Raw genomic sequence first — 8,387 nt, 5'->3', positions numbered from 1 at the left:
CTGATGGACCTGATCGAGACCAGCGGCACAGAACTCGTCGTACTGGCGCGTTACATGCAGGTTCTGTCCGACGACATGTGCCGCAAGATGTCCGGCAAAATCATCAACATCCACCACTCCTTCCTGCCCTCCTTCAAGGGCGCCAACCCCTACAAGCAGGCCTATGAGCGCGGCGTGAAGCTGATCGGTGCCACGGCCCATTATGTCACCGCCGATCTCGACGAAGGCCCGATCATCGAACAGGACACGGTGCGCATCACCCACGCCCAGAGCGCCGACGATTATGTCTCGCTCGGCCGCGATGTGGAAAGCCAGGTGCTGGCCCGGGCCATCCACGCCCATATCCACCACCGCACCTTCATCAACGGCAACCGCACCGTCGTCTTCCCGCCAAGCCCGGGAAGTTATGCTTCCGAGCGGATGGGGTGAAAAGTCGCCAGTAAGCCCGATTGTCTGACGGCTGCTATCGTCGCACCGTCTCTTGCGATGCGGCACCGGCCTTGTTCTTATCGCGAACGGCTTTGAATGGAGCGAGCCGCTCACGCATTTTTTCGACGATTCTAATCTTCTCGGCAAAAGACAAATTGGCTCGAACACGCCGAGCCTCTGCTTTGCGTGCCAGAATCTCATTCAGCGTGAAGTTGGACGGATTGCTCATGGATTGGAATTTAAATCCAACACATCGGCATGTCCAGTTTTCGCAAGAAATTCCCGCCATTTACCGTCGAGCCCGTGGCGTTTCACGACATCGCGTAGAAGCTCGATGTTTACGGCATTCGCGTCGAGAAATGCAATCACCCGTGCATGATCCTTGTATCTTCCGGTACGGATGGCAATCGCTACCAAATGATGGGCGGAAAGGACACGGGTCGTGATCTGGCGACCCGAGCCGAAATCTTCGGCAATCTCTTCCGCTTGCTGCAATGCCTCCACATCCAGCGCATCGGAAGCAGGAAGAAACTGAACAGGCCAGCCTTCGATCAGCAGGCCTTCCTTTTCCCATTGGTCATAGCCGCGCGCTTTCAGGTAGGGAACAATTTCACCCAGCGTCACAAGTCCGCCAGGGGATGAGGATGAAAAAGTTATCAAAATATCCAGGTCTTCGGTGACGGTCGGCTCAATATACAAAAGAGCCGCAACCGCCCCGGCAATGACATAGGTTTCAATAATGCCATCATCGATCATGGCGTTTAAAACTTCGAGTGACTTTTCCATCGACATCTTCATGTCCCTCTATCGAAAACTATTCCACGCCACCAAACACTACCCGCGCCCTCAGCCCACGCCCCTCCGCGCCATCCTCCAGCGTCAGCCGCCCGCCGAACAGCCCGGCGATCTCTTCGATGATGGCAAGGCCGAGGCCGGCGCCGGGGGCGGCGTTGGCTTCGCCGCGGGCGAAGCGCTGGCGCACCATGGCGCGTTTTTCCGGGGGTATGCCGGAGCCGTTATCTTCCACTTCCAGCCAGACGGCGCCCGCTTGCCTGCCGACGCGCACGGTGACTTCCGCACCGCGCCCGGCGTAGTTGATGGCATTGGAAACGAGATTGCCGATCAGTTCGCCGATCAGGAGCGGCTCGGCGGCAATGGCGACCTCGCCCTCGCCTTCGAAACCGAGATCGATGCCGGCTTCCGCCGCACGCGGCACGAAATCGGCCGTGACATTCTGCGCAACGGCCACGAGATCGATCACGGAAAAATCATGCTTTTCGCTCGAACCGGCGGCATCGATATTGGCCATGCGCAGCAGCTGGGCGAGGATATGTTCGGCATGGGCCACGGACGCCCCGCCCTTCAGCGCCGCCGCCTGCGCTTCCTCTAAACTTCCCGCACGGGCTGAAAGCGCAAGCTGGGTGCTGATGATGGCGAGCGGCGTGCGCAGCTGGTGGCTGGCATTGCCGGTGAAATGCCGGAGCGCATCGAGCGCCGATTGCAGCCGCACCATGAAGGAATTGACGGTCTCCACCAGGTTTTCCACCTCCACCGGCACGGATTGGCGGATGGGGTGCAGGTCGTTCGGGCTGCGCTCGGCAATGGCTTCGCTGAGTCGGTAAAGCGGTCTGAGCGAAATGGTCACCGCGATCCAAACGATGATCGCCGCCCCCACGATCATCAACAGCAGGCGTAGCGCAGAGCGCAGGATGATCGCCTGCGCCAGCTGGCTGCGGGCAATGGTGGTTTCGGCAACCGTTACGGAAAAAGGCACGGAATTGATGCCGGTGGAAGCGAAACGGCGGATGGCGGCGATGCGGATCGGTTCATCGCGGAACACGGCATCGCGATAGGCGGGGGTATCACCCGCCGGGTTTTCCACCGTCGGCAGGTTCTGGTAACCGGTGAGGAATTGCCCGTTCGGCCCGTCGACACGGTAAAACACCCGGTCCTGTGCGGCCGATGTCAGCATTTCCAGCGCCACATAGGGAATGTCAACTTCCAGCGAGCCGTCTTCTGCAACCACCACCCGCTCGGCGATGGCAAGTGCGGAACCGGAAAGCACCCGGTCTGAAACGACATTGGCGGTATTGACCGCCTCACGCCATGTATCGGTCAGCGCAACGCAGCCGATAATGGCGGTGGAAATGAGAAGCCAGCCTAAAAGTCGCCGCCTGAGCGAATAGGCGGCCTGTCTCATTCAGCCATCTCCGGCAGCTTTTCGAGATAATAACCGATGCCGCGCGCGGTCTTGACCGTCAGCCCGTGGGGAGCGAGCCGTTTGCGCAGACGGCTGACATATTGCTCGATGGCATTGGCGGAAATATCGTCGTCGAAGCCGGTCAGCGACTGCACGATCGCTTCCTTGGCGACAACCTTGCCCGCCCGCATGAACAGCACTTCGAGCAGCGCAACTTCACGCGCCGGAATATCGAGCGGACGTCCATCTGCGGAAAAGGTGCGCGATGTAAGGTCGAACAGCACCTTGCCGAAACTGAGGGCGGAGGAACGCAGGCCGGCATTACGGCGCAACAGCACCCGCACCCGTGCCTCGAATTCCGTGATATCGAACGGCTTGATCATGTAGTCGTCGGCGCCGAGATCGAGCCCCTTGACCTTTTCCTCCGGCGTGCCGCGCGCCGTCAGGATCAGCACCGCCGCCTTGTCCTGGCGCGAACGCATGGAGCGCAGCACCTCGATGCCATCCATTTCCGGCAGGTTGAGATCGAGAATGACGAGGTCGAAACTTTCCGCCGCAATCGCCGCATCGGCGGAAGCGCCATCGGAAACCACGTCCACCGCATAACCGCTGCCGCGCAGGAGTGCGGAAAGCCCTTCCGACAGCACCTGATTGTCCTCGACCAGCAAAATACGCAAATCTTCCCTCCCGCAATCCGCCGAATTTAACCAAGCCCTTGCCGCTTGTGAATGGCAAGCGCGTGCGGCATGATCTTTTCCATGCGTATCTGCCTTTTTCTCTGCCTCTGTTTTTGCATGGCCTCGCCCGCGCTTGCGCAGGTCGCCATTTTTCCCGCCCCATCAGGCAAGGCGGATGCGGAAACGCTGGTGGTCTATTCCTCGCTGGATGAGCCGCTGGCGACGCCGATGATCGAGGGTTTCCAGAAGGCCAATCCCGATATCGCCGTCCACTACGAGGATATGCTGACCGGCGAAATCTACGACCGCATCGTGAAAGAAACCGATGCGGGGAAAAAGACCGCCGATTTCGCCTTCTCTTCCGCCATGGATTTGCAGGTGAAGCTGAGCAATGACGGTTACGCCCAGCGCTCGGACCTTGCCATGAGCGCCCGCTGGCCCGCCTGGGCCAATTGGCGCAACACCGCCTACGCGCTGACCTTTGAGCCTGCGGTTTTCGTCTATCACAAGCCGAGCTTCACCACCGAAAAACCGCCCGCCACCCGCGCCGAATTCGTCGATTATCTGGAACGCCACGCCAAAGAGGTGCATGGCCGCATCGCCACCTATGACATCGAGCGCTCAGGCGTCGGCTTCCTGTTCATGTCGCGGGATCAGGAACAGTTCGGCGATATATGGAGCGTCATCAAGGCCATGGGCGCGGCGGGCGTGAAGGTCTATTCCACCTCCTCGGCCATTCTGGAACGCGTTTCCGACGGCCGTTTCGTGCTGGGCTACAATATTCTCGGCTCCTACGCCGCAGACTGGGCCTCGCGCCACCCCGATGTCGGCATCGTGCTGCCGAAAGACTATACCGTCGTCATGTCGCGCATCGGTCTGGTGCCGGAAGCCGCCGCCAACCCGGCGCTCGGCCGCCGTTATCTGGAATTCTTCATGTCGAAGGAGGGCCAGACGATCATGGCCCGGCAGTTGCAGATCCCCGCCGTCAGCCCGGAAGTGGCGGGCGAAAACACTGCCAACACCATGCAGGCCATCCACGGTGCGCAACTGCGCCCGGTCCCGGTCAGCCCCGGCCTGATGGTCTATCTGGATCAGGTCAAACGCAGCCGCCTGATCGAGCGCTGGAACGAGGCGTTGCGGTCGCAATAGGTTCCCCCTCATTCCTGTGCTCGTCACAGGAATCTAGCCAGCCCAAGTCCTTGGGCTGAAAAAGCTCTTTCCGCCGCGCAGACGCGCGTCGGCTGGATTCCTGTGACAAGCACAGGAATGAGGGTGTGGACCAAGCTTCAAAGGCGCAAAACAAGGCCATCCCACACGCCACAGTAGACGCCCGACACAAATTAATAGAGAGTAAATGCGCAAGGACTTGCGTAGCGTCAGTTAGATGACAGCTTTTTGTGATGCTCTGTAATCCTTCTTCATTCCGTGGAGGCGGAAGAAGATGCGGGAGGAAATCTGGGACGATCGCCAAGGCCCCGCGCTGTGATTGCAGCGCCGGATAGATGCGCCCTAAAGCCCCCCGCATAAACGAAAAACGACGCCCAAAAGGGCATCCTGAGGAGGGTTTTCCAAGTGAAGCATTTTCTTATCGGCACATTTCTGGCAGGCGTGATCGCTCTTCCGGCGGTTGCAGCGGATTACACCATCATCGCGCCGGCCAATCCCGGCGGCGGCTGGGACCAGACCGCGCGTTCCCTGCAGAGCGTGCTGCAGGAAGAAGGCATTTCCAAGAGCGTTCAGGTGCAGAACGTACCGGGCGCCGGCGGCACCATCGGTCTTGCACAATTCGCCAGCCAGCAGAAGGGCAACCCGAACGCCCTCATCGTCGGCGGTTACGTGATGGTCGGCGCGATCCTCACCAACAACGCGCCCGTCACGCTTAAGGAAGTAACGCCGATCGCCCGTCTGACCGGCGAATATGAAGCCATCGTCGTTCCGGCATCCTCGCCGCTGAAGACCATCGGCGACCTCGTCGACCAGCTCAAGAAGGACCCGGGCAGCGTTTCCTGGGGCGGCGGCTCTGCTGGCGGCACCGACCATATCGCCGTTGGCCTGATCGCCAAGGCGGCCGGCGTCGATCCGACCAAGATCAACTACATCGCCTATTCCGGCGGCGGCGAAGCGCTTGCCTCGATCCTCGGCTCGCAGGTGACTGCCGGTATTTCGAGCTACGGCGAATTCGAAAGCCAGGTAAAGGCCGGCACGCTGCGCCTGCTCGCGGTTTCCAGCGAAGAGAAGCTGGAAGGCGTCGATGCGCCGACGCTGAAGGAAAGCGGCCTTGATGTCGTCGTCCAGAACTGGCGCATGGTTGCTGCTCCTCCCGGCCTGACGCCGGAGCAGGAAAAGGCCGTCAATGCCGACATCGAAAAGCTGGTGAAGTCCGCCAAGTGGCAGGAAACCCTGAAGACCAAGAGCTGGATGGACACCTATCTCGCCGGTGACGAATTCAAGGCGCAGCTCGCCAAGGATACCGACGCCACCGCCGCCATCCTCAAAGACATCGGACTGGTAAAATGAGCCAGGGTTCCAACCCTTCGCAGCATCAAAAGCGCCGCCCTGACTGGGCGGCGCTGGCGATCGCCATCTTCCTCGTCATCATCGCCTGCGTGATCTTCTGGGACAGCGCGCGTCTCGCCAGCGTCACCGGTTATTCGCCAGTCGGCCCGGCAACGGTGCCTTACGCTATCGGCTTCTGTCTTATCGGCCTGGCGCTGTGGACAGCCATCGAAGCCTGGCGCGGTGATTTTCCCGAACGCGACAAACAGGAAATCGCCCCGGTTATCTGGGTCGTCGCCGGCCTTGCCGCACAGATGCTGCTGCTGAACATTGCCGGTTTCTCCATCGCCACCGGCCTGCTCTTCGCCTTCACGGCGCGCGCCTTCGGCAAACGCAAGCTCTGGTATTCGATCCCCATCGGCATCGCCCTGAGCTTCTTCATCTGGTTCATCTTCGCGCGGCTGCTGCAGCTTTCGCTGCCCGCCGGGCCTCTGGAACGGCTGTTGTTCTAACAGCCATTCCGACCAAAATTCGAGATCACAGGAAACCGCAGGCGCGCGATGACGCATACGCCAGCCGTTCCGCCCGCCCATCGGGTCCACTTGGGGGACATCTGTCCATGAGTACCTTTGAATTCCTGCTGCACGGTCTTGAGGTTGCCGCCCAACCCATGAACCTGCTCTATGCGCTGATCGGCGTCACGCTCGGCACCGCCGTCGGCGTTCTGCCCGGCATCGGCCCTGCGCTGACCGTGGCGCTGCTTCTGCCCGTCACCTACAGGCTCGATCCCGCCGGTTCGCTGATCATGTTCGCCGGCATCTATTATGGCGGCATGTATGGCGGCTCGACCACTTCGATCCTGCTCAACACGCCGGGCGAAAGCGCCTCGATCGTCACAGCGCTCGAAGGCAACAAGATGGCCCGCAAGGGCAGAGGCGGCCCGGCGCTGGCCACCGCCGCCATCGGCTCCTTCGTCGCCGGCCTCATCGCCACCATCGCGCTCGCCTTCATCGCGCCCTATATCGTCAAGCTGGCGCTGGTCTTCGGCCCGCGTGAATATTTCGCGCTGATGGTGCTCGCCTTCGTCACCGTTTCCTCCGCCTTCGGGGATTCGGCACTGCGCGGCCTTACCTCGCTGTTCATCGGCTTTGCCCTTGCCATCGTCGGCATCGACCAGCTGACCGGCCAGACCCGCATGAGCTTCGGCATTCCCGACCTGCTCGACGGTGTGGAAGTGACGACGCTTGCGGTGGCCATGTTCGCCATCGGCGAAACGCTGTTCATCGTCGCCCAGGGCAGCACCGGCCCGGACAAGGTCGAAGCCGTGAAAGGCTCCGTCTGGATGAGCGCGCAGGACTGGGCACGCTCCTGGAAAGCCTGGCTGCGCGGCACGCTGATCGGCTTCCCCATCGGCGCCATGCCGGCGGGCGGCGCTGAAATCGGCACCTTCCTGTCCTACGCCACCGAAAAGAAGCTGACCAAATATCCGGAAGAATTCGGCCATGGCGCCATCGAAGGCGTCGCCGGTCCGGAAGCCGCCAACAATGCGTCCGCCGCCGGCACGCTGGTGCCACTGCTGACGCTCGGCCTGCCGACGACGGCGACCGCCGCCATCATGCTCGCCGGCTTCCAGCAATATGGCTTGCAGCCCGGCCCGCTGCTGTTTGCAACCAATCCGCAGCTCGTCTGGGGCCTGATCGCCAGCCTGTTCATCGCCAACCTGATGCTGCTGGTTCTGAACCTGCCGCTCGTCGGTCTCTGGGTGAAGCTGCTGACCATTCCGAAGCCATGGCTTTATGCGGGCATCCTGCTGTTTGCGACGCTCGGCACCATCGGCGCCAACCCGTCGGTCTTCGAACTCGGCATGCTGCTCGCCTTCGGTATCCTCGGCTATATCATGCGCATCTTCGGTTATCCGATTGCGCCTGCGGTCGTCGGCCTCATCCTCGGTCCGCTCGCCGAACAGCAGCTGCGCCGCGCGCTCGCCATCGGTCAGGGCGATCCGACGGTGCTGTTCACCTCGCCGATCGCCGTTGGTCTCTTCATCGTGGCAGCCGCCGCCTTCATCATCCCGCTCATCATGCGTATCCGCGGCCGTGGCGAGGTGCTGACGCAGCTTGCCGCCAACGAGGACTGAGAACCAAGAACCTCCCAAGGCAACTGGCCCCGTATCTCCGGATACGGGGCCTTTTTTATTCACGCCAACGGGATGTGTGATGCACGCACGCCCATGATAGAATTGCGCCAACCGCAGGAGAAAGACATGCGCACGATTGCGATCATGATGGTTCTGGCGCTTGCCGGCTGCACCACCGCCCCCGATGTCGAGCCCATTCCCGGCAGCATCACCTATGGCGGACAGCCGCGCACCAAACTGACCAAGTCCCCCATCGGCAGTACGCTCAGCAATGAATTCGTGATGGGCGACGGGCGGCTGGCGATCGAAACCTACCGCGTGCAACCGGACCGGTCGCTGAAACTGGAGAGGCGCGAAATCATCGGCGACTGGCCGCCGGATTGAGGGAAACCTGCTTGCCTGTTGCTGCTATTGAGACCCCGTCATGCCGGACTTGTGTGGACGTATT

9 protein-coding genes are annotated in these 8,387 nt (G+C 61.2%); 6 read left to right on the top strand and 3 right to left on the bottom strand.

Annotation, left to right across the window (positions count from 1 at the left end; all coding sequences use genetic code 11):
* The coding region (locus L901_RS19395; protein ID WP_156430054.1) for a formyltetrahydrofolate deformylase at positions 1 to 429 on the top strand (429 nt) is incomplete at its 5' end.
* Positions 430 to 654: 225 nt separating this feature from the next.
* Here L901_RS19395 and L901_RS19390 read toward each other — a convergent pair.
* From L901_RS19390 to L901_RS19380, 3 genes are read right to left on the bottom strand one after another with little or no spacing between them, the layout of a single operon-like run.
* Positions 655 to 1,221, bottom strand: coding sequence for a hypothetical protein (locus L901_RS19390; protein ID WP_197419713.1), 567 nt, complete (start codon positions 1,219 to 1,221; stop codon positions 655 to 657).
* A 22-nt stretch (positions 1,222 to 1,243) separates the two neighbouring features.
* Entirely contained in the window at positions 1,244 to 2,629 is a 1,386-nt protein-coding gene (locus L901_RS19385; protein ID WP_059759648.1) for a sensor histidine kinase, read from the bottom strand.
* The gene (locus L901_RS19380; RefSeq protein ID WP_010972345.1) at positions 2,626 to 3,306 is read right to left on the bottom strand and encodes a response regulator transcription factor; all 681 of its coding nucleotides are present in this window, start codon (positions 3,304 to 3,306) and stop codon (positions 2,626 to 2,628) included. The genes L901_RS19385 and L901_RS19380 overlap by 4 nt, the downstream gene beginning before the upstream one ends.
* A gap of 51 nt (positions 3,307 to 3,357) precedes the next feature.
* Here L901_RS19380 and L901_RS19375 point away from each other — a divergent pair, with 51 nt between their 5' ends.
* From L901_RS19375 to L901_RS19355, 5 genes are all read left to right on the top strand, one after another.
* A complete protein-coding gene (locus tag L901_RS19375) occupies positions 3,358 to 4,455 on the top strand; it encodes an ABC transporter substrate-binding protein (RefSeq protein WP_371259722.1) in 1,098 nt (365 codons plus the stop codon).
* Between the two features lie 423 nt (positions 4,456 to 4,878).
* The gene (locus L901_RS19370; RefSeq protein ID WP_035228016.1) at positions 4,879 to 5,823 is read left to right on the top strand and encodes a tripartite tricarboxylate transporter substrate binding protein; all 945 of its coding nucleotides are present in this window, start codon (positions 4,879 to 4,881) and stop codon (positions 5,821 to 5,823) included.
* Positions 5,820 to 6,314 (top strand): tripartite tricarboxylate transporter TctB family protein, encoded by a 495-nt coding sequence (locus L901_RS19365; protein ID WP_059759646.1) that lies wholly within the window; start codon positions 5,820 to 5,822, stop codon positions 6,312 to 6,314. Before L901_RS19370 ends, L901_RS19365 begins: the two co-directional genes overlap by 4 nt.
* Positions 6,315 to 6,421: 107 nt before the next feature.
* Positions 6,422 to 7,939, top strand: a complete 1,518-nt coding sequence (locus L901_RS19360) for a tripartite tricarboxylate transporter permease (protein ID WP_020809148.1) — start codon at positions 6,422 to 6,424, stop codon at positions 7,937 to 7,939.
* A gap of 126 nt (positions 7,940 to 8,065) precedes the next feature.
* Positions 8,066 to 8,323, top strand: coding sequence for a hypothetical protein (locus L901_RS19355; protein ID WP_059759644.1), 258 nt, complete (start codon positions 8,066 to 8,068; stop codon positions 8,321 to 8,323).
* Positions 8,324 to 8,387: the final 64 nt, after the last annotated feature.

The organism is Agrobacterium sp. D14 (assembly GCF_001526505.1).
In the GTDB taxonomy this organism is placed as follows: domain Bacteria; phylum Pseudomonadota; class Alphaproteobacteria; order Rhizobiales; family Rhizobiaceae; genus Agrobacterium; species Agrobacterium leguminum.
The sequence above is the reverse complement of the archived record's forward strand: the minus strand, read 5'-3'. Positions and strand labels throughout refer to the sequence as shown.

What these genes read in the sequence shown, in the direction of transcription:
- L901_RS19360 (WP_020809148.1), top strand. Translation starts at nt 6,422, where the DNA reads ATGAGTACCTTTGAATTCCTGCTGCACGGTCTTGAGGTTGCCGCCCAA.
- L901_RS19365 (WP_059759646.1), top strand. Translation starts at nt 5,820, where the DNA reads ATGAGCCAGGGTTCCAACCCTTCGCAGCATCAAAAGCGCCGCCCTGAC.
- L901_RS19390 (WP_197419713.1), bottom strand. Translation starts at nt 1,221, where the DNA reads ATGTCGATGGAAAAGTCACTCGAAGTTTTAAACGCCATGATCGATGAT.
- L901_RS19375 (WP_371259722.1), top strand. Translation starts at nt 3,358, where the DNA reads ATGGCAAGCGCGTGCGGCATGATCTTTTCCATGCGTATCTGCCTTTTT.
- L901_RS19355 (WP_059759644.1), top strand. Translation starts at nt 8,066, where the DNA reads ATGCGCACGATTGCGATCATGATGGTTCTGGCGCTTGCCGGCTGCACC.
- L901_RS19385 (WP_059759648.1), bottom strand. Translation starts at nt 2,629, where the DNA reads ATGAGACAGGCCGCCTATTCGCTCAGGCGGCGACTTTTAGGCTGGCTT.